This window comes from Flavobacterium tyrosinilyticum, assembly GCF_023656565.1.
GTDB classification, from domain to species: domain Bacteria; phylum Bacteroidota; class Bacteroidia; order Flavobacteriales; family Flavobacteriaceae; genus Flavobacterium; species Flavobacterium tyrosinilyticum.
The window spans coordinates 1,736,203-1,757,303 of sequence record NZ_JAMOKG010000001.1 but is presented as its reverse complement, the minus strand read 5'-3'; the positions used below and the strand labels follow the sequence as shown (position 1 = coordinate 1,757,303).

Sequence of the window (21,101 nt, the reverse complement as noted above, 5' to 3'; positions counted from 1 at the left end):
CTTTTATTTTATTTTTTTGATATAAAATCAAAAATTAATTATTGTCTTAAACTTCCTCTGAATTTTCTGTAAGTATTCACGATTGTAGTACCAGCCTCATCGATAGAGTAAGTTAAATCGTCAATTTTAGCAGTAAAGAAGTTGTAAGAAACAATTGCTAAGATAGAAGTAGAGATACCTGTAGCAGTGTTGATAAGTGCTTCAGAGATACCTGTTGCAAGAGCAGCTTGGTCAGGAGTACCAGCAGAAGCTAACGCACCAAACGCTTTAATCATACCAGATACAGTTCCTAATAATCCTCCTAATGTACCTAAAGATACTAAAGTAGAGATAATAGTCATGTTTTTCTCTAACATTGGCATTTCTAATGAAGTTGCCTCTTCAATTTCTTTGTGGATTACTTCAGAAGCTTCTTCACTGTTGAATCCTTCTTTTTTAACATCTTGGTATTTTACCAAAGCAGATTTAATTGCATTTGCAACTGAACCTTGTTGTTTATCGCAAGAAGCGATAGCAGCTTCGATGTTTCCTTCTTTAATACTTCCTTGAACGCTTTTCATGAATTTGTCAAGGTTAGTTTTTCCAGCAGCTTTACCAATAACAATAAATCTTTCGATAGAAAAAACAACAACCATTAAAAACATACCTAATAATACTGGTACGATGAAACCTCCTTTATATACTTGTCCTAATGTATTGATTGGATGTCCTGTTTCTGGATTACCTCCTTCGAAGTTAGCAGAATCCCCCATGATTACTTTCCAAATAAACACCCCTACTAAGATACACGCTACAATAATGATTCCTGTGATCATTCCTCCGCCATTTGAAGTGCTTTCTTTTTTAACTTTAACGTTTGCCATTTTTTTTAATTTTAATAGTTTTAAATAATTTTTATTTTTTAGTTATATTTAACTTGTAGAGGAGCAAATTTATACGTTTAGTTTAAATAAAAAAACTTTTTTTAATTTAATTGACCGAAATTTAACTTCGATTTAAAAAATATCTCATTAAATTGGCGGCGTCATTTTTTAGATAAAACAAAAAAAAGGTCGATAATTAGAAAAATTACAACGTTTTAGTAAATATTCAAAGATTCCTTTGATATCTTCTTAAAAAGCTGCGAATTTTTTTTTTATTAATTTTTCAATCAAAAAAAGCTTTTTCTTACTAAAAAAAACCATATAAAAAGTATCCAAAAACAAAGCAATACTCATATAACAATCTAAATTACAAATAAAAACATGAATAAAAAAGAGAATTTTATTGCAGATATAAATACAGGGTATTCTTCAAAGGGAGAAAGCATCATACTTGGAGGCGCAATGCTTGACGGTGAGCCAATTGCGGAAGTACATGTAAAAATTCCGCTTAAAACTTTAAATCGCCACGGATTAATTGCTGGTGCAACTGGAACAGGAAAAACCAAAACAATCCAGGTTTTTTCGGAGCAACTTTCTAATGCCGGAATTCCTGTATTAATGATGGACATTAAAGGAGATTTTAGCGGTATAGCCAAAGAAGGTAAAGAAGAGGGTTTTATTACAGAACGTCATGCTAAAATAAATGTACCTTATAATGTAGCTGCATTTCCTGTTGAATTAATGTCGCTTTCTAAACAAAACGGAGTTCGTCTTCGTGCTACAGTTTCTGAATTTGGCCCTGTACTGTTTTCTCGAATTTTAGACCTAAATGATACGCAGGCTGGAGTTGTAGCGGTTATCTTTAAATATTGCGATGATAATCAAATGCCTTTATTGGATTTAAAGGACATCAAAAAAGTAATTAATTATATTACTGAGGAAGGTAAAGATGAAATTGCTGCTAGTTATGGTAAGATCTCAACTGCCACAACAGGAACCATTCTTAGAAAAATTATAGAACTAGAACAGCAAGGCGGTGATTTGTTTTTTGGCGAATTGTCTTTTGAAACCGATGATTTAATGCGAATTGATGAAAACGGAAAAGGTTACGTTAATATCATCCGCTTGACGGATATTCAAGATAAACCAAAATTATTCTCGACTTTCATGTTAAGTCTTTTGGCTGAAATTTATCAGAAAATGCCCGAAAAAGGAGATGTAGGCCAACCAGAATTAGTAATTTTTATTGACGAAGCGCATTTAATTTTTAATGAGGCGAGTAAAGCTCTATTAGAACAAATCGAAACTATTGTAAAATTAATTCGTTCTAAAGGTGTTGGAATTTATTTTGTTACCCAAAACCCGATGGATGTTCCGAGCGGTGTTTTAGCTCAGTTAGGACTAAAGATTCAGCATGCGTTAAGAGCTTTTACAGCGAACGATCGTCAGGCGATTAAAAAGACAGCCGACAACTACCCTACTTCTCCTTATTATAAAACTGATGAATTATTAACGAGTTTAGGAATTGGAGAGGCTTTGGTTACGGCGCTTAACGAAAAAGGTATTCCGACTCCGCTTGTTGCGACCATGATGCGCGCACCAATGAGCCGAATGGATGTTTTATCTCAAACTGAAATTGATGAAATAAACGGCAAATCGAAATTAGTTAAAAAATATGCTGAAGAAATTGACCGTGAAAGTGCTTTTGAAATTTTAAATAAAAAGCTGACAGAAGCCGCAGAAGCTGCAGCACAACAAGAAGAACAAGTACCTACTAAATCATCAAAAACAGGACCAAGCACTACCGAAGTTGTTACAAAATCTGTTTTGAAAGTCGTAACTAGCGCTACTTTTATAAGAGGTGTGTTTGGAGTTTTGACTAAAATCTTTAAAAAATAAAAGAACTTAACCAACCTAAAATATAAAACCCGACAAATTCTTGAAAATCTGTCGGGTTTATTATTATGTGTAAAGATTATATTTACTTATATAAATAGGTATAAAAACTTAAGCCTGCTCTAATAATGCTAAAATCTTGTTTTCAACTTCTGGGCTATCCCAGATGTTTTCTATATTTTCCATTCTAAGAACCTCTTCCATAATTCCGTTTTGATAATCTCCAATTGCCAAAGCTTCAGCATACGGACGATCACTAAAAGTAACGCGGCTATAAAGCGGAATCCATTTGTCTGGATGTTTGTCTGAAAAGACTTTTTCTATTTTCTTTTGCAGTAAGAATTTTTCATCTGCTGTTTTGGTACTCATTTCTAAGAAATTTCGATAGGAAAGTTCTGCAATGGCATCTGCATTTGGTTTTCTTGAGATCTGATATTCTGAAAATATTTTTTTCCAATCGTCTTGGTACTTTTCAATCATTTCGCTCAAAACGGTGATATCTTCAAACCCAGCATTCATTCCTTGTCCGTAAAATGGAACTATGGCATGGCAAGCGTCACCAATTAAGGCAATTTTATTTTCGTAAGTCCACGGAAAACATTTCATGGTAACCAAAGTACTGGTTGGATTTTTAAAGAAATCATTTGCCAATTCTGGAATTACTTCAATCGAGTCTGGGAAATTTTTCTCAAAGAAATCTTCTACCATTTTACGGTCTATCAATGATTCAAATGAGTTTTCGCCTTCAAAAGGCATAAACAAAGTACAAGTAAAACTTCCATCAAGATTAGGAAGTGCAATTAACATGTACTCGCCTCGTGGCCAAATATGAAATGAGTTTTTATCTAATTTATGTGTTCCGTCTGGATTTGCTGGAATATTTAGTTCTTTATATCCCATATTCAAAAATTCCTGCGAATAATTGAACATGCTCTGGCGCTGCATTCTGTGACGAATTCTAGAGAAAGCGCCATCGGCACCAAAAACCATATCGAACTTTCTTTCTTCCCACTCGCCTCTTTCACTTTCGCCAATATGAAGCGTAGCATCGTTCAAAGTAACGTCCCAAACTTTCTGTTCAAAATGAAATTCGGCTCCAGCTTCTTCAGCAAGATCGATCATTTTTCTGTTTAGTTTTCCTCTTGAAATAGAATATATCGATTCTCCTTCTTGACCGTAATTCTGAAAATTTAATTTGTCTACCAAGTGAATGGCACGTTTATCCATCGGAATTGCAATTTCTCGAACTGAATCTCCAACACCAACTGCATCCAAAGCTTTCCAGCCACGGTTGGACATTGCTAAATTAATAGAACGTCCAGAAAAATTTATTTTTCGGATATCTGGACTTCGATCATAGACATGAACAGAGTGACCAGCTTTTTTAAGATAAATTGCCAGTAACGATCCTACAAGTCCAGAACCAACAACAGCAATTTTTAAAGATGTTTGCATCGAGGGAAAATCTAATATTGGGTCGTAAAAATAACTAATAATTGTACATGAGCCTTAAAATAAATGAACAAATTGTTTGTAAATAGTGATTCACAAAGATTATCCTGTTTTTTGATACCTTAAAAATATAACAAATTGTTATTTTATTTGATTTATTCACAGAAATTAAACAACTAATTTCGCTTTCGATTTAATTCATTTCATAAAAAACAAAATTCATGAACAGCGAAATTATCCAATCGGAGATTATTTTAGAAAACGAGAAAGTGCTTTTGATTCCTTTTGAAAGCGAAAGAAATATAGAACTCAAAGAAATCATATTTGACGATGAAATATGGAAATATATGGGAATGTATGTTCGAAACGATCAAGATTTCGAAAACTATATAAAAAGTACATTAAAACAGAAAACAAACGGGATTTGTTATCCTTTTTTAATAATTGACAAAGCGACTAACAAAGTTGCAGGAAGTACACGTTACGGTTACTTAAATCACGCTAGTCAAAAATGTGAGATTGGCTGGACTTGGTACGGCAAAGCTTTTCAGGGAACGGGATTAAATCAAGCATGCAAATTTGAATTGCTGAATTTTGGTTTCGAACAAATTCAATTTAGAAGAATACAATTCAGCGCCGATCTTGAAAATATAAGATCGCAAAAAGCAATTGAAAAACTAGGCGCTGTAAAAGAAGGCGTTTTTAGAAATAATTATGTGGATTCTGAAGGAAAAAGTAAAGATGACGTTTATTTTAGCATTATTTCTGAAGAATGGGAAAATACTAAACAGGATTATTTTAGAGAATATAGTAAAAATATATTTTAGGAAATTAAAATCACTATTTTTGACTTTTAACGTAACTAAATCCCAATGACTTGTAGAAAATTAATGCCTGGATTATTCATATTCTTTTTTTCCATTTCTATAAACTCTCAAAACACACTCAAAAGCGTATATGATATAGAAGACAATTTTCCGGCCGAAATGAAAAGAGCTAAAATGTTTATTGACAAATTATGTTCTGATATTCTTATTTATGATTTGATTGTTGGCGGCAATAATACTTACAGTTCGAATTATCAATTTAAATTAAAGTCTACATCAGATCTAAATTATGAATTGCCATATACAAATGGATTTTCGCTTTATTTTCAAGATTTTAAAACTAAAAAACCTTTAAAAGAGCAAACCTTATATGTTGATTATTCTTTTGATTATTTAAAATATAAACCTGAGTTTGTTTTAGACAAAAATACCTTTTCGGCTTTCTCTTATTTTAATCTAGCGACTGAAATCAATGAGTATTCGGATAAAGAAATCGTAAAGCAAATTTTGACTGATTTATTTGTTGAGCCTTCTTTTGAAAAAAGATTTTCGCTCTTTCTAAAAAAAATAAACGGTAAATATAAACTTGACAATCCTTCGTCTAAAGAGGTTTTTGGAGAAGAGGAAGAACTAAGCAGCGATGAAAAAATTGAAAAAATAACTGAATCTTTAAAAGACCAATTTGATGAAGAATTTCACCAAGTGCTCTTTAATACTTTTGTACTAGAGAAAACTGATGATAAAAAGACTTTTGAAAATTTAAGTAAATTATTTTCTAAAAATATTACAGAATCTGTTGATGACGTTTTACAACAAAAAATTCTTATCAATACAAACAAAAGTTGCTTTCTAAAAGTGCCTAATCAATATCTAAATATTCTAAATGAAGAACATTCATTTCCAGTTAATTCGATTGAAATTAAATTAGATTTTAAGAATAAAAATCTAATACTAAATTTTTCTAATGAAGGCACTAAACTAGTTTTAAAAAACAGTAAATCGGTCAGCACTAATAAAACTTTAAACGAAGTAAACGTAACTACAAATAGTTTACAAATAACGATTTCTGAGTTAGATACAAAATTAATTGTTGGTGATAAATACAATAAAGACCATTACACCATTACATTATTAAAGTAGCACACGATTATTTAAAGAATAAAAAACACACCCCAGCCATAAAGCTGGGGTTTTTAATTGAATTGAACTTTTCTAATCATCATTCTCTTTCCAATTAGATTGTATTAAAATGAAACAAATTGAACAATTGCGCGTCTTACTTTTTAATACATTTCACACTAATCAATCAAAATCATGAAAAAATCAATTCTTTTATTATTAATGGTCTTTTTATCTGCAGCAGATCTTTATGCTCAAACAGAACCAATAAAATATGGCAACAACAAGGAAGTTGGAAATTATAAAGAAATTAACGGCTTTAAAATGTACTACGAAATTTATGGAACCGGAAAACCTTTGGTTTTACTTCATGGCAATGGCGGTTCTATTAAAGGCCACAGCAAAAGAATAGAATATTTTAAAAAGCAATTTCAGGTTATTGCAATTGACAGCAGAGGGCATGGAAAATCTATTGACCCTTCTAACAAGCAATTGAATTATAATGAAATGGCAGATGATGTGAGCGCTTTACTTGATTCGTTAAAAATAAAAAATGCCTATATCTGGGGACAAAGCGATGGTGGGATTTTAGGTTTATTGCTTGCTATTCATCATCCTGACAAAACCGAAAAAGTTGCTGTTTTTGGAGCTAATTTATATCCTGGTAAAAAAGCAGTTTATAGTGAAATTGATCAATTGGTTTTAGACACCTTAAAAGCCACGAAAGATCCTCACACAAAAAACTTATATACTTTATTGGCAAAACAGCCTAATATTTCTAAGAAGGATCTACAGAAAATAACATGTCCTGTATTAATAATGTCAGGAGATCGAGATGCTATTAGATTAGAACATTCTATAGAAATATTTGATAATATTCCGAATTCGAACTTTTTTGTAATGCCAGGCGCAACACATTTTGGAGCTTATGAAAAACCAGAATTATTCAATTTAATTGTTACGAGTTTTTTTAATGACCCGTTTAAGAAAACATCAACGGTTGATATATTTACAGGAAAGAAATAAATATAAAACTAAAAACCCAGCTTTACAGCTGGGTTTTTATATCGAATTAATTTACCTTTTAATGAAACAGTATTATTTTACTTCTTCAAAATCTCCTGGCTTCCAGCTTCCATCAAAAGCAGCTTTTTCAGGCCCATAAATACGTATGTAAACAAACCAACCTTTATTTGGAATTGTTTTTATCCATTGCCCTTCTTTGCCTTCGGGCGCTTTTGGTCCAAAATACAAATCAACTGTTTTTCCACCTATTTTATCTTTAAGCTCAAACATAGAACGAAGTGCTGCCTTATTTTGGTCTGTAGCAATCTGGCTTCTAGTTTCGGCATCATAAACCGTGATAGACCAGAAAAGTTTTGCTGGCACAGGAGTTGGAATTGTCAGTTTATAGGTTTTACTTCCATCAACATATTTTCCTGTATTGTCTTTCAATCCTAGCCAATATAAAGACCCTGAACCTTCCTGACGTCTAAACATTGCTGGAGAAGCACCAATTGCTTGGTAGAACCAAGTTTCTCTTGCGTCTATATCAACGTAATTCTGCGTATTAAAATCTCCATTTTCAGGACGAAGCCCTACCCATTCCCATTGACGGTCTTTCCAAACTATACGATCTGGACGACGATCGGCGAACGATTGCACGCGCATTTGAGCATTGGCGATTTTTGCTGCTTTTGAAAGTATATTCTTCATACGTTCATCTGGTGTAAAAGGTTTTCCTTTTGCAATTCCTAGCACTGCCAATTCTCCATAATAGTTACGATATCCATCATAAGATGGTTCACGGTCAATAACTTCTTTTAAAACTTCCCAGTATTTAAAAGTTGTCTCATATTTTAAAGGCGTACTATTTTGCGGTTTGTCTGTTAATGGAAGCCAAGTTGGCTCTTTCCAGTCGGAAGTTTTATTAAACGGATAAACTTTTACTGTTGTTAAACGTTCCAAAGCTCCTTTTACATCTCCACCAACAGGAAGCGAACGTACTCCAACAGTTAAATTGTCAGAAGAAGCGTGCCAAACATAATATCCAGCAGATGGTATTGCTCCTTTATAACCAAATGGAAGAATTAAGTGTTTCCCTCCCTTTCCTGCATCTGGCCCCGGAATTCCCATATCGGCAACCCAGCGCTGATTAACGTCCATAGCCACTACGATAAGTGGGCCTGTAGGAATGTCGACAACCATAGGACCTTTGGACAAATCTAAAACTACTGGAGCATAAGGTGTGTCCGAATTTAATGTATAACCTATTTGTCCTGGTTTTGTATCCAATGTTCCAAAAACAGAATTGGCTTTTACTCCAATTTCAAGATTTCCGAGACCAATCGCTGCACCAGAAACTGTTGGATAGAAAAATTTATAGGTTTGTATGGCACGATTAAGATCGGCATCATCGTATGCTTTTTGTATAGTTGCCTCTGTTGGATATCCGCCAACAAATTCATAGCCATCTACACTTGAAGAATCTGCAGAAGCGTGTTCAGTATTTACTACGGTTTCTTTCTTGCACGCTGTTGCAAGAAGGAATAATGAAAACAAACAAGGAATGATTTTTTTCATAATAATTAGATTTAAACTTAAATTAGGGATAAAACTCCTATCAAATTTAAATCTAGTCCATATAATATTAGCTACTTAGATTCTTCAAATAGGTTTCAAGTTATAAAATGAAACCTATTTTTTATGGGCATTCATTTTTACTTCATCCTATTTTTAGTCTAAATTTGAAATCAAATTGGCAAATCAAACTTAAAAATGCAATTATACACAGAACATTACGTCAGCCAAAAATCCGAAAGGTTTGTCAATAAAATTTGGTGCCTCGATAACAGCATCGGCGAAAGCCTAATTGAAAATAAACTGGTTTTGCCAAACGGCTGTTTTAATCTTGCTATTGTTAACGGCAATTCGATTGAAGTTCATACGAGTAAAAACAAATATGAAATGAACGAAGGCATTTATTTCTGCTCTCAAATGACTAATAAAGTGCTCGTTAACATTCAGCCGAAAACAAAAGTTACCATAATCCAGTTGCATACTTGGACGCTTTCTCTGTTTCCAAAATACGATTTGAGCAATTTTACAGATTCGATTATTAAAATTAATTCCGCTGAATTGCCTTTTAAAGTGGAGATTCAATCTGATATTGAAATACTACTACAAACAATTAATACTTATTTTGAAGCATTAGCAGATTCGCATCAAAATATAATTGAAAAAATCTGTGAAATTATACGACTTCGCGAAGATGAAATTTCGGTATCTGAAATAGGAAAGTTGTTGAATTCTTCGCAGCGATTACTTCAAATAAAATTTAAAACCGCGACTGGACTTACGATTAAAAAATACATTCAGATTTTAAAATTCAGAAAATCGGTCGATCAAATGCTGAACGTCGATTTAGAGAAAATGAGTTTAACCGAAATTGCACTTTATAATAAATACTTCGATCAATCGCATTTTATCAGAAAGTTTAAAGATGTGACTAAAACAACTCCAAAAATGTTCAATCCTAATTTGTATTTTCTTTCGCAAAAAAGATAAAATTTCGCTTTTATACAATTTTGATACTTTTGATTGAAGTATTCTTGCAAAATCAATAATCATCAATCAAACATCAAAATGAAAATCATCAATCCGATTTTGTTTCAATTAAAAACTATTTTAGTTGGAATTTTACTCTTCCAAATACAAATTATTTTTTCTCAAGAAGAAAAAACCTCTGCTTTGTACAAAACCATTATGTCAAAAGACAGTCTTTTATTTGATATAGGTTTTAATACTTGCGATGTAAAACAATTCGAAAATTTATATACTGAAGACTTTGAGTTTTATCATGATAAGGACAGCGTTTCGGATAAAGCGAGATTTTTAAAGACTTTCAAAAGTGGCATTTGTTCTCCAACTAGAAAATACAATTACCGCAGAGAACTAATTCCTGGGAGTACCGAAATTTATCCATTATTTAAAAATGGCATTTTGTACGGTGCAATTCAAATGGGAACGCATCGCTTTTATGAAACTTCTGCAAGCAATCCTGAACAAGCAGGAAGCTTTGCCAAATTCACGCATCTTTGGCTCTTAAAAAATAAAGAGTGGAAATTGGCAAGATCGCTAAGCTACAATCATCAAATGACTAGTTCTACGGCCGGCTTATCTGATCTTTTTGACAATGATCAAGTAACGGAAAAATGGCTAAAAGAAAATAATGTTCCTGCTTTAGGAATTGGAATTATTTCGGATGGAAAACTGAAGCAAATAAAAACTTTTGGTAATCTGAAACGCGATGTTCCCGCGCCTTATAACACGATTTGGAATGTTGCTTCGCTAACCAAACCAGTAACTGCAATTGTTGCTTTGAAATTGGTTTCGCAAGGAAAATGGAATTTAGACGAACCGCTTGATCAATATTGGATTGATCCAGATATTGCTAAAGATCCGAATCATAAATTATTGACGACAAGAATTATTTTAAGCCATCAAACTGGCTTTCCGAATTGGAGGTATTTTAATGAATCTAAAAAATTAGATTTCAAATTTAAACCTGGAACTCAATACCAATATTCTGGAGAAGGTTTTGAATATCTGCGAAAAGCATTAGAGAAAAAATTTCACAAAACATTAGATCAATTGGCTTCAGAATTAGTTTTAGTTCCTTTAAAGATGAACGATTCTCAATTCATATGGAATGATAAAATTGATCTTTCGAGATATGCCGTTAATTATGACAAAGACGGTAATGCTTACGACCCGACTAAAAATAAAACCGCAAGCGCTGCAGACGATCTTTTGACTACAGTTGCAGATTACGGCAAATTTTTATCTAGTATAATGAACAGCGAAGGATTAAGCAAAAAAGTTTTTGACGATATGATTTCGCATCAAGTCCAGACGAAAAAAAATAAATATTTTGGTTTGGGTTTTGAAATCTATGATTTAGGAAACGAAAATTATGCACTTTCTCACAGCGGAGCGGATAAAGGTGTTCAAACTATTTTTATTCTGCTTCCAAAAACGAAACAAGGTTTAATCATTTTTACCAATGTTGATGATGGTTACAAAGTTTATGAAAATATAGTTGTTCATTATCTAGGAGAAAACGGCAGAAAAATAGTCGATATTGAAACCCAATAATTGCTATCATCATCAGATATTAACTTTAATCTGAGTAACATGTTCAAATTATTCATCCTTTTATTAGTATACATAAGTAAAATTTTAACTACTTAATAGCACTAAAAATATTTGTTAGTTATGAGCATAGGCCTACTTTTTAAGTAAATGGTCTGTGCTCTAATTTTTTATAATCGAAAAAAAAATAAAATTTTGGAATAATCTTGAAACCAAATCGCAAATCAATCGTCTAACCTTTTAGAACATCTGTTTATTTCATTCAAGAAGTTTCAATCATCAATCAAAAAAGAATTTCATTAATCTAAAACCATAATCAATCCACTATGAAAAAATCAATCAAACTTATTGTGCTTTTTGTCGCTTTTCAGCTTTCGTCATTTAGCACATTTGCTCAAGATAAAGCACAGCAAATCGAACAGCTTTTAAACAAATACAACGAATACGGACAATTTAACGGTTCGGCTTTGGTGGCGGAAAACGGAAAAGTAATTTTCAAAAAAGGTTTTGGTTCTGCCAATATGGAATGGAATATTCCGAATCAGCCAGATACCAAATTCAGATTGGGTTCTATTAGTAAACAATTTACGGCTCTTTTGATTGTAAAACTGGCAGAAGAGGGGAAAATAAAACTAGATGTGCCTATTACCACTTATCTTCCAGATTATCCAAAAGAAAACGGAGATAAAATCACCATTCATCATTTATTGACTCATACGTCTGGAATTCCAAATTATACCAGCGCGCCTAACTTTTTTAAAGATAAAGCAAGAAATCCTTATGCTCCAGAAGCTTTTGTAAAGACATTTTCTAGTTTACCGCTTGAATTTACTCCGGGCGAAAAGTTCAATTATAGTAATTCGGGTTATTTTTTATTGGGTTATATTATCGAAAAAATTACAGACAAAACATATGAGCAGAATTTACAAGAAACTATTTTCACGCCTTTAAAAATGGTTAATTCTGGTTACGATCATAGCGAAGTTATTTTAAAAAACAGAGCTGCTGGTTATGAAAAAGAAGGAAAGAAAATTGTAAACGCTGCTTATATTGACATGAGCATTCCGTACGCTGCAGGATCTTTGTATTCTACTGTAGAAGATTTGTATTTGTGGGATCAGGCGCTTTATACTAATAAACTGCTTTCTCAAAAATCAATGGAATCTTTGTTCAAACCTTACATTAAAGCGTGGAATGGTTTTTACGGATACGGATGGTCAACTTACGAAGTGCCAAACGGAAATGATAAATTAACTGTTATTGAACACGGCGGCGGTATCAACGGATTTAATACTATTATTTCTCGCATTCCGAAAGATAAAAATCTTGTGGTTTTATTGAATAATACTGGCGGAACTGTTTTGGGAGAAATGAACACTGCAATACGTTCAATATTATACAATCAGCCTTTTAACCAGCCAAAAAAATCCCTAGCTCTTGATCTATTGGATGTCTATAACGAAAAAGGTGCAGTAGCAGGAACAGAAACTTACAAAAAGCTAAAAAACGATCCAACCTATGCCATTAAAGAAGGCGATATGAACAGAGTTGGATATCAATTGCTTCAAAATGGAAAAAAGAAAGAAGCTATCGAAGTTTTCAAAATCAACGTTGATACTTTTCCAAAATCTGGAAATGTTTATGATAGTTTAGGCGAAGCTTATTTGGCTGATGGAGATAAAAAACTGGCCATTGCTAACTACAAGAAATCGGTGGAATTGGATCCTACAAATGAAGGTGGAAAAAAAGTTTTAGAAGAACTTTCTAAAAAATAAAGACAGCGTATTCTAGATTAAATTCTTAAAATTGCTCCGATACAATAGCTCTAGCAGTTGTTGTATCGGAGTTTTTTGTTACAACTTGGGACATTCAAAATTGGGAAATTATTTTTTAAAAATAGTATTTTAGCCTCACCCAAAATAATTGAATAACCTATGAAAAATCTAAACCAACACCATTTTCTGGTTGCGTTCCTGTGTCTTTTTATTTCTTCTAAATCTTTATCTCAAAGCAATCAGCCGTTGATGCCAAGTCAGCAGAACAAAATCATAATCGATAAAATTGTTGAAGCAACTCGGTATAAAAATTATGTTATCGATTTTTGCCTTTCAAAAATAAATGAGGCTTCTGCAAAAGAAGGTTGGAATGACCAAAAGGCAATGGAAATTACTCAAACCATTAATTATAAAAATTTTAGAGATGCGATTTACAACAGTTTTGTTGTATTTGACGAAGTTGAACTAGAAACTTTATTAAAAGCCTATGAAAAAGACCCAGCTTATCAAACACAAAATGTGATGACCAACAATAAAGTTCTGATTAATAATTTGAACATTTTTGCAAATGATATTGTGCTTGGGAAGTATATTTCTAAGTAAGGTTCTAAGGTGTTAAAAGACTAAGGTTCAAAGTGTTTTGATTCACAACATCTTTTTCATTTTTTACACGCAAATTAATTAAACATAGCCCGTGGTTTCAACCACGGGGATGCAATATTATCATGCCTCGTATTGTGTTCCCGTGGTTGAAACCACGGGCTATATTTGAAGACAGGAATTAACTTATAGTTTGTCATTTCTGAAATCACAAAAATGCACAAACCAACTTCATTATATTTTTTTATCAAAGTTCCTTACACTCTAAGCTCTATACTTTGACAAAGGTTGCAACTTGAAACCTGAAACATGAAACTTAAAACAAAAAAGCTACTTCTTAGGTTTCAAAATCAGTTTGGTTGAAGTCTTTATAATCTCTTCTTTGTTCAATTTCATTTTTCTGAATTTACCTGCGTTGTACATTTCTGCTTGATCGTTGTAATGTTTGCTGAAAGGATTTCCAGATTGGCCTGTTGGCAAAATACTCCAGCTATTTTCTACATCGGCAAAATCGACAATTCTTCTTGTTGAAGGTCCGCCTTTCGTGTAATATTTTCCTTCATCATTAAATCCGAAGAATAAATTATTGATTACTTCATTTGAACCTGGAGAATTAAAAGGCCCCACATTAAATAATCCGCGAAGCGCTTTGACTTTTCCTAATGGATGCTCGTGTTCTACCGTATGTACTTTTCCCCAATTCCATTCTGAAACATTTTCTCCCAGCTGATTCTGCAAGGCAGCAACAGCATCATGAAAAGATTTTGAAACAACGTCTGTTCTGGTTTCTTTTACATTTTTTGTTTTGATATTATCCCACCAAACCGAATTTTCATTTTTTATCTGATTGGCAATAACTTGTTTTCCTAAAGAAATTCCCAAAAACAAATTGAAGTTATCCTTGCCCATTTCGTCTTCAAATGTATTTTTCAGGTACAAATAAATCCATTTATTGTAAATCGTAGGCGCAACGTCTTCTACATTTGTGGTTCCTTTCCAAGATTTCAAAACATTTATAATCTCTTTTTCTTTACTAGAAAGCGGTTTGTTGTCTAAACTTGCTATTAAATTTTTCGAAACTTCAACTGCAACATCCGAAGTATTATCATAAATCATTTTACTGATCGCTTCTTTATCCCAATCTGATTTTGCATCTAAAATCCCTGAAATTCTTTTGGCGCGATCTTCTGGCAAATAATATCCAGGATATAAATAACCATTATCTATAGCTTCTGGCTGATTATTGGCAGAATACACATATCCCCATTCTGGATTTTCAGCTGACGGGTTTTCTTCAAAATCTAAAAATTTGGTGATATCATCTTTTCCGCTTGAACCGTCTAAAATTAAATGTGTGTTAACGCCTTCATTATGTCGGTACAATTTCCCGCTCGCCCACCAAGCCACATTTCCTTTAGCATCGCCATACATAACGTTTAATCCTGGCGCTGCAATTAAAGAAACTGCCTTTTTAAAGTCGGTAGTGTTTTTGGCATGCGAAAGCCCATAAGCCGCGTCTAAGATTTGAATTGGCTCTCTCGTATATGTCCACGACATTGCAATTGGATTTTTCTTTTCTAAACGATCTATAAAATCATTCATAACTGGACCATGACGCGTAATCTTAACTGTCAAGACAACATCTGAAGAATCTTTTACTTTTATTGTTTTTTTTCTGATTTTGTATTCACTGAAACCTGTTGGAGTCTGGTATTGAGAAGCATCGTCTGCTTTATTTTTTTCTTGGTAAAAATCGATATCATCGTTTTCAAACATCGTTAAACCATAGGCATAATCTCTATTGTGTGCCAGAAGCGGAAATGGAGTTCCAGCCAAATAACACCCATATAATTCCTGTTGTGGCGTTACAATATGTGCTTCGTACCAAGTTGCCGGTTGCGAAAACCCGATATGCGGATCATTTGCAAAAATAACTTTTCCTGTTTTCGATTTATGCGGCCCAACAACCCAGCTGTTGCTTCCAACAAATGGCGGAATCGGAGACTGATCCAGCATTGCAGTTATAGATTTTGAAATCTCGGTATATTCTTCAGTCTTCTCTTTTGAAATTTTGATTTTCGTATTATTGAATTCTCCTTCAATACCTAAATCTTTCAAATAAGTGGCTCCATATTTATTTTTAATATCAGTTACTAACGGATCTGTTTTCTGCGCCATGGCAAAACTGAAAGACATGTAGCCAAAAATGTTATAAACGTCTTTTATGGTAAACTTTTGTTTTTTTACACCAACCAAAGTAAATTCTATCGGCGTAGCGCCCTCCTCCAGATATTGATTAATTCCGTCCAGATAAGCTTGAGTTAGTTTATAACTTTCGCTATTTTTATCCAATTTAGCAATGGCTTTTGCCGAAGCTTCTTCTATTCCTATTCCGGCAAAAAATTTATCATTTTTAAGCGCAACTCCGCCAAAAATTTCAGAAAGACGGCCTGGAGCAATTCGTCGCAATAATTCCATCTGCCACAATCTTTCCTGCGCGTGTACATAACCAAGTGCAGTCATGGCATCTTTTTCAGAATCTGCATAAATATGAGGCACTCCAAAATCATCAAAATAGACTGTGGTTTCTTTTTCTAGATTATTTAATTGTACAGGACCTTCATATTTGGGTTTTAGATGAAAAATATAAGCGCATAAACCAATCGCAAGAATTACAATAACCACCAATAATGTCAGCAGGATTTTTTTAATTATTCTCATATTCTAAAAAAGGATGAAATTCGTAATAATGTAACTTTTCTTCAAAATCTTATAAGAGACAACAGTCTTTAAAAGTCTAAATTTATGTATTTAAAATTAATCCTATAAATGTCTGTATATAAAAAAATAGCGATTGTCGTAATTTCTCTTCTTGCACTTGTAATTCTTGCCAACATCGGGCTGAATTACTGGATCAAAAAACAGCTTCCCATCATTATTCACGAAAAAAATAAAACTGCATATAATATTAATTATGAAAAAATAGAAGTTTCTCTTTTTTCTAGAAATATTAATGCCCAGACTTTATTGGTAAGCCCTAAAAATGAGCCAAAAGACAGTAAAAATGGGCTTTTCGCCAAAATTGAGTCTATTACGATTAAACATTTTAATATTTGGGACTTAGCGTTTCGCGACATTATTCAAGCCGAAAGTATTATTATCAATAAACCGCGAGTCATTTTATATAAAAAAGGCGAGAAACTGATCAACAACAGCAAAAGCATTAAAACAGAAATTGTAGATCCATTCCGTAAAATTATAGCCGTTTCCAATATTTACCTGAACGATGGAACGGTCGATGTGGTTTCTCTCGATACGGAAAGGCCGATTTTCAGCATTAAAAAAATCCTTTTAAAACTGGAAGGCATATTAATTACTGATGCTACATTAAAAGAAAAAATTCCGCTTCAATATAAAAGCTATGCCTTGGTTTGTGACAGTTTGTTTTACAGACCAAATGGTTTCTATCATATCAACATTGGAAAAATAAGTACCGAAAAGAATTTCTTAAAGATTAATAATTTCTCTAATCTTCCTCAGTTTAGCCGAAGAGAATTTACAAAACGTCTTGAAAAAGAAAAGGATATTTACAATTTAAAATTTGACTCGGCGCAGGTTGAAAAAATGGATTGGGGTTTCAAAAACGACCGTTTTTATTTCAAAGCCAATTCTCTGGTAATTAATCATTTTGATGCTAATATTTACCGCGGAAAAATGGTAAAAGACGATCCAAGCAAAAAATATCTTTACAATCATTTATTGCGAAATCTAAAATTCCCACTTCAAATTGATACACTGCAGGTTTTAAAATCAAAATTGGTTTATGAAGAAGAACTTGATTTTGCTAAAGGGCCAGGAATGCTAACTTTTGATAAATTCAATTTACAAGCAACGAATCTGCGAAGCGGTTTTGGTCTGAAAAAAACGGATGATGTAAAAATTAAAGTCAAATGTATTTTCATGAAGAATTCTCCGCTTGATGTCGATTGGCGTTTTAATGTTCTGGACAAAAGTGACGGATTTCATATTCAAGGTGTGATTTCAAATTTTGATGTTGGAGCTATGACAAGATTCACTAAACCCTACATCAACAGTACTTTTACCGGAACTTTCAATAAATACCGTTTTAATTTCTACGGAAATGATAATGGATCGAAAGGAAATGCTTCATTGGATTATGAAGATCTGAAAGTAAAATTATACCAAAAGAAAAATCCTGAAAAAGAATCCAAACTCAAAACGGCAGTTGCTAATTTATTAGTTAAAAACGATTCGAAAGAAAAACCCAAATCCGCCGAAGTCGAAGTCGAACGTCTTCAAGACAGATCGTTCTACAACCTTTTGTGGAGAAGCATTGCAGAGTCTTTGAAAAAGATTTTGATTTAGTTTTTTATGCCACGACTCGAGCGACAGCGAATAGGCGAAGCAATTCACTAATTATTTTTTCAATCTTTCTGGCAACATAGCCTGCGGTTTCAACCGCAGGAACGCAACGAATTTCTACAAAAATTTTCCTCAACGCATTTCTATAACACATTCTCACAATACATTCTCACAATACATTCTCACAATACATTCTCACAATACATTCCCCGCGGTTGAAACCGCGGGCTATATTTTTTTACAATTCGTAGAAATATTTTTAATTTAATCATTTTAAATAGAAACCGTGAATTGCTTCGCCTGTTAGCTGTCGCTAGAGTCGTGGCGCAAAAACTTTACTTACAAACCTGACAAATATCAGGTTTTAGGATAAAATATTTTTTTTCATTTGTTCCTATTTTAATCCGAATACAAATGACAAAAAATAACCTGCATACTTTTCATATTCCAGTAATGGGACTTGCTTATACTATTGACAGTCCTATTCGAGTAGCGCAGTACGGGATTTCATCTGTTGTTGCTTTAGCAGACGATGATCTGATTGAGAAGATGCGTAATTTTTACAGCACAAAATTCAATATTCCATACGAAGAAATTACTCAAAAATTTCACGATTATCGCGCTGAAAGAATTACCTCTTATTTAAATTTAGTCGATAAAATTGTAAAAGAGAAATTCGAAAATTTCAAAACAGAATTGACAGAAAGCAAAACAGCTTTAGAAAACTTTATGTCAATACTACCGAATACTTCTGATATTAAAAAAGGATTTCAGAATTTATTGGATGACGGAATTGCTTTTAAAGAGAACATCCAAAATTATATTGAAACCAATCTTTTTCCAGGAGAAATCGATGTTAATATTATGACCAAATTGGACAAAGATAATTTTGTTAAAAATGAACAGCTTCCAATTGAGTTTAATGATGCACATGCTGCTTTAAGAGGTTTTGCCAAAAGTAATCTAGAATCTTCTGTAGTGCTTTCTGCTGGAATGAATCCGAGATTGTTTGGTTACTTCGAAAACTTCAAAGATTTTTTTCCAAATGAGAATAACGAACTTAAAAAGAAAATTATCTTAAAAGTAAGTGATTTTAGATCGGCTATGATTCAAGGAAATTTCTTGGCCAAAAAAGGGCTTTGGGTTTCAGAATATCGAATCGAATCGGGATTAAACTGCGGCGGACACGCCTTTGCAACCGACGGACTCTTATTGGGTACGATTTTAGAAGAATTCAAGCAAAAAAAAGAACAATTGGTACTATCGGCCCACGAATTAATGATTAAAGCTTTACAGGCAAAAAATCAGCCTATTCCTAAAAATCCGTTAGGATTAAAAATTACGGTTCAAGGCGGCGTTGGAACTGCAGCAGAACATGAGTTTTTACTAGACGAATACAATGTCGATTCTGTAGGTTGGGGTTCGCCATTTTTATTGGTTCCAGAAGCAACATCTGTCGATAAAGAGACTCGTAATCTACTGATGAATGCCAAAGAAGATGATTTTTATTTAAGTAATATTTCGCCCTTGGGAGTTCCTTTTAATACTTTGAAAGGAACTACAAATGAATTTTTAAAGCAAAAGCGAATTCACGAAAACAAAGCAGGAAGTTCTTGTCCGAAGAAATTTTTAGCTTTAAGCAAAGAATATGATCCACACGGAATCTGCACGGCTTCAAAAAAATATCAGGATATTAAACTGGAAGAATTAGAAGCAAAAAAAGATTCACTTTCGGCTGATGAATTTGAGAAAAACAAAATCAAAATCACCGAAAAATCGTGTCTTTGTGTTGGTTTGGCCAATGCTTCTTATCTAGAAAATGATATTAAAATAAAAGGTCAGGCACAAGGCGTAGTAATTTGTCCTGGACCAAACTTAGCTTATTTTGATCAGGAAGTTTCCTTAAAAGATATGATTCAGCATATTTATCAAGGAAAATCGATCATTAGAACTGAACGACCAAACTTGTTTATAAAAGAGCTTAAAATGTATATTACCTATTTTAGAAATGAAATTCAATCTATTTCTGGAGAACTTACAGCGGCTCAACTTAAAAAATGGAATTCTTTTAAATCTAATCTGTTAGATGGAATTGAATATTATAAAAATTTATTTGAATCGACGTCAGTCTTTAAGGGTCATCTTGATCAACTCGATTCTTGTAAATCAGAATTAGTTGGTATTAAAATTCCCGTTTCAGAGTTGGTTTAAAATTGAAAAACCCAAATTAAAAGTAATTTGGGTTTGTTTTTCCAATTTTTTTCATTAAAAATGATTTAACAATAAAAAATTCAATTCGATTTTTATAAACTAGAATTAAATATCATTCAGATTTCAACATATAAATTTATCTTGAAATTATTATATTGATAAAACATCAAGAACCATGTTTAAAAAAACTATAACAGCTAGTTTAACATTTGTATTATTCTCTCTAATGAGTTGTTTTGCTAAAGAAAATTTAAAAATTAAAGATTTTTGTAAAATTAATATTGGAACAAAACGTGCTGATATAGAAAAATTTATTGGCAAACCGCAAGAAAAATTAAAATCAAATTTTATCTACAATTTAGATTATGAATGCAAAATGAAACTAATCTATAAAAACGACAAACTGAATAAAATACTTTTTATTGATCCTTGTAAAAGAGAATATCAATTAAAATCGAATCAAACCTCTATTTCATCTACTGCAAAAACAGGTATTCTTCCTAGTGGACCAAACCAAAAAAACAGAACAATATCTATAAATGACTTCTGTAAAGTAAAAGAAGGAATGACATATAACAAAGTAGTAAATTTAATTGGCCCTAATACAGGCTCAATAGGTTTTGGAATGGCATGGGATGTTTATGAATTCCCTGACAGCTCTTATATGAAATTGTGGTATAACAATAATAATTTAGCTTTTTTTAATTTTGTTGATTGTTGCAATAGGGAATATGCATCGGTAAATTAAAACTTTAAAATTCTTTAATAAACTAAAAATGGCAAACAAATAAATTGTTCGCCATTTTTTATATCTAGTTATG

Annotated in this window: 15 protein-coding genes; 11 read left to right on the top strand and 4 right to left on the bottom strand. The window is 32.7% G+C overall.

The window, feature by feature from the left end; genetic code table 11:
- Positions 1–38: 38 nt before the first annotated feature.
- Positions 39–863: a MotA/TolQ/ExbB proton channel family protein gene (locus NCC77_RS07720; RefSeq protein ID WP_008464979.1), complete on the bottom strand. Its 825-nt coding sequence runs from the start codon at positions 861–863 to the stop codon at positions 39–41.
- Between the two features lie 381 nt (positions 864–1,244).
- On the opposite strand from NCC77_RS07720, the gene NCC77_RS07715 reads away from it, so the two are divergent.
- Positions 1,245–2,762, top strand: a complete 1,518-nt coding sequence (locus tag NCC77_RS07715; RefSeq protein ID WP_250835045.1) for a helicase HerA-like domain-containing protein — start codon at positions 1,245–1,247, stop codon at positions 2,760–2,762.
- Positions 2,763–2,870: 108 nt separating this feature from the next.
- On the opposite strand, the gene NCC77_RS07710 is transcribed toward NCC77_RS07715, so the two are convergent.
- On the bottom strand, positions 2,871–4,214 hold the full coding sequence (locus NCC77_RS07710; protein ID WP_250835044.1) for an FAD-dependent oxidoreductase: 1,344 nt from the start codon (positions 4,212–4,214) through the stop codon (positions 2,871–2,873).
- Between the two features lie 218 nt (positions 4,215–4,432).
- Here NCC77_RS07710 and NCC77_RS07705 point away from each other — a divergent pair, with 218 nt between their 5' ends.
- The 3 genes from NCC77_RS07705 to NCC77_RS07695 all read left to right on the top strand — a co-directional run bounded on the left by NCC77_RS07705 (position 4,433) and on the right by NCC77_RS07695 (position 7,183).
- Positions 4,433–5,038: a GNAT family N-acetyltransferase gene (locus tag NCC77_RS07705; RefSeq protein ID WP_250835043.1), complete on the top strand. Its 606-nt coding sequence runs from the start codon at positions 4,433–4,435 to the stop codon at positions 5,036–5,038.
- 45 nt (positions 5,039–5,083) lie between these two features.
- Positions 5,084–6,178: a hypothetical protein gene (locus NCC77_RS07700; RefSeq protein WP_250835042.1), complete on the top strand. Its 1,095-nt coding sequence runs from the start codon at positions 5,084–5,086 to the stop codon at positions 6,176–6,178.
- Positions 6,179–6,352: 174 nt separating this feature from the next.
- The gene (locus tag NCC77_RS07695; protein ID WP_250835041.1) at positions 6,353–7,183 is read left to right on the top strand and encodes an alpha/beta fold hydrolase; all 831 of its coding nucleotides are present in this window, start codon (positions 6,353–6,355) and stop codon (positions 7,181–7,183) included.
- A gap of 72 nt (positions 7,184–7,255) precedes the next feature.
- On the opposite strand, the gene NCC77_RS07690 is transcribed toward NCC77_RS07695, so the two are convergent.
- Complete coding sequence (locus NCC77_RS07690) at positions 7,256–8,740, bottom strand: DUF1254 domain-containing protein (protein WP_250835040.1); 1,485 nt, start codon at positions 8,738–8,740, stop codon at positions 7,256–7,258.
- A 195-nt stretch (positions 8,741–8,935) separates the two neighbouring features.
- On the opposite strand from NCC77_RS07690, the gene NCC77_RS07685 reads away from it, so the two are divergent.
- The 4 genes from NCC77_RS07685 (at position 8,936) to NCC77_RS07670 (ending at position 13,689) form a co-directional block, all read left to right on the top strand.
- On the top strand, positions 8,936–9,724 hold the full coding sequence (locus tag NCC77_RS07685; RefSeq protein WP_250835039.1) for a helix-turn-helix domain-containing protein: 789 nt from the start codon (positions 8,936–8,938) through the stop codon (positions 9,722–9,724).
- A gap of 78 nt (positions 9,725–9,802) precedes the next feature.
- Positions 9,803–11,314, top strand: coding sequence for a serine hydrolase domain-containing protein (locus NCC77_RS07680; protein WP_250835038.1), 1,512 nt, complete (start codon positions 9,803–9,805; stop codon positions 11,312–11,314).
- A 323-nt stretch (positions 11,315–11,637) separates the two neighbouring features.
- Positions 11,638–13,086, top strand: coding sequence for a serine hydrolase (locus NCC77_RS07675; RefSeq protein WP_250835037.1), 1,449 nt, complete (start codon positions 11,638–11,640; stop codon positions 13,084–13,086).
- Positions 13,087–13,245: 159 nt separating this feature from the next.
- Positions 13,246–13,689, top strand: coding sequence for a hypothetical protein (locus NCC77_RS07670; RefSeq protein WP_250835036.1), 444 nt, complete (start codon positions 13,246–13,248; stop codon positions 13,687–13,689).
- 327 nt (positions 13,690–14,016) lie between these two features.
- Here the strand turns inward: NCC77_RS07670 and NCC77_RS07665 are convergent, their stop codons facing one another.
- Positions 14,017–16,407, bottom strand: coding sequence for a penicillin acylase family protein (locus tag NCC77_RS07665; RefSeq protein WP_250835035.1), 2,391 nt, complete (start codon positions 16,405–16,407; stop codon positions 14,017–14,019).
- Positions 16,408–16,515: 108 nt separating this feature from the next.
- Here NCC77_RS07665 and NCC77_RS07660 point away from each other — a divergent pair, with 108 nt between their 5' ends.
- The 3 genes from NCC77_RS07660 to NCC77_RS07650 all read left to right on the top strand — a co-directional run bounded on the left by NCC77_RS07660 (position 16,516) and on the right by NCC77_RS07650 (position 21,028).
- Positions 16,516–18,072: a hypothetical protein gene (locus tag NCC77_RS07660; RefSeq protein ID WP_250835034.1), complete on the top strand. Its 1,557-nt coding sequence runs from the start codon at positions 16,516–16,518 to the stop codon at positions 18,070–18,072.
- A gap of 411 nt (positions 18,073–18,483) precedes the next feature.
- Positions 18,484–20,280 (top strand): hypothetical protein, encoded by a 1,797-nt coding sequence (locus NCC77_RS07655; RefSeq protein ID WP_250835033.1) that lies wholly within the window; start codon positions 18,484–18,486, stop codon positions 20,278–20,280.
- 175 nt (positions 20,281–20,455) lie between these two features.
- Positions 20,456–21,028 carry a hypothetical protein gene (locus tag NCC77_RS07650; RefSeq protein ID WP_250835032.1) on the top strand — a complete coding sequence of 191 codons (573 nt, stop codon included), beginning with the start codon at positions 20,456–20,458 and terminating at the stop codon, positions 21,026–21,028.
- Positions 21,029–21,101: the final 73 nt, after the last annotated feature.